Annotated in this window: 1 pseudogene; it reads left to right on the top strand. The window is 68.2% G+C overall.

Annotation, left to right across the window (positions count from 1 at the left end):
* Positions 1-2: 2 nt before the first annotated feature.
* Positions 3-258: pseudogene (locus SB772_RS42805) on the top strand (alpha/beta hydrolase); the annotation flags it as partial.

The raw sequence follows: 258 nt of genomic DNA, 5'->3' as shown, positions 1-258 counted from the left end.
GCCTGATCCTGGGTACGACAATCGCAAGCCTGAGCCTCGCCGATATCGGCTTCGGCTCGCTGGCGCATGCGCAGTCGGCGCCCGATGTACCGACGAACCGCGCGGCCGGCGCGGCGTCGCTCGGCACCATCCACCAGATCGACGCGGGCGTGCTGAACGTCGGGTATGCGGATCTCGGACCGAAGAACGGCCCCGTCGTGTTCCTGCTGCACGGCTGGCCGTACGACATCTACAGCTACGCGGACGTCGCGCCGCTAC

Source organism: Paraburkholderia sp. SIMBA_030 (assembly GCF_046535245.1).
Lineage (GTDB): Bacteria > Pseudomonadota > Gammaproteobacteria > Burkholderiales > Burkholderiaceae > Paraburkholderia.
The sequence above is the reverse complement of the archived record's forward strand: the minus strand, read 5'-3'. Positions and strand labels throughout refer to the sequence as shown.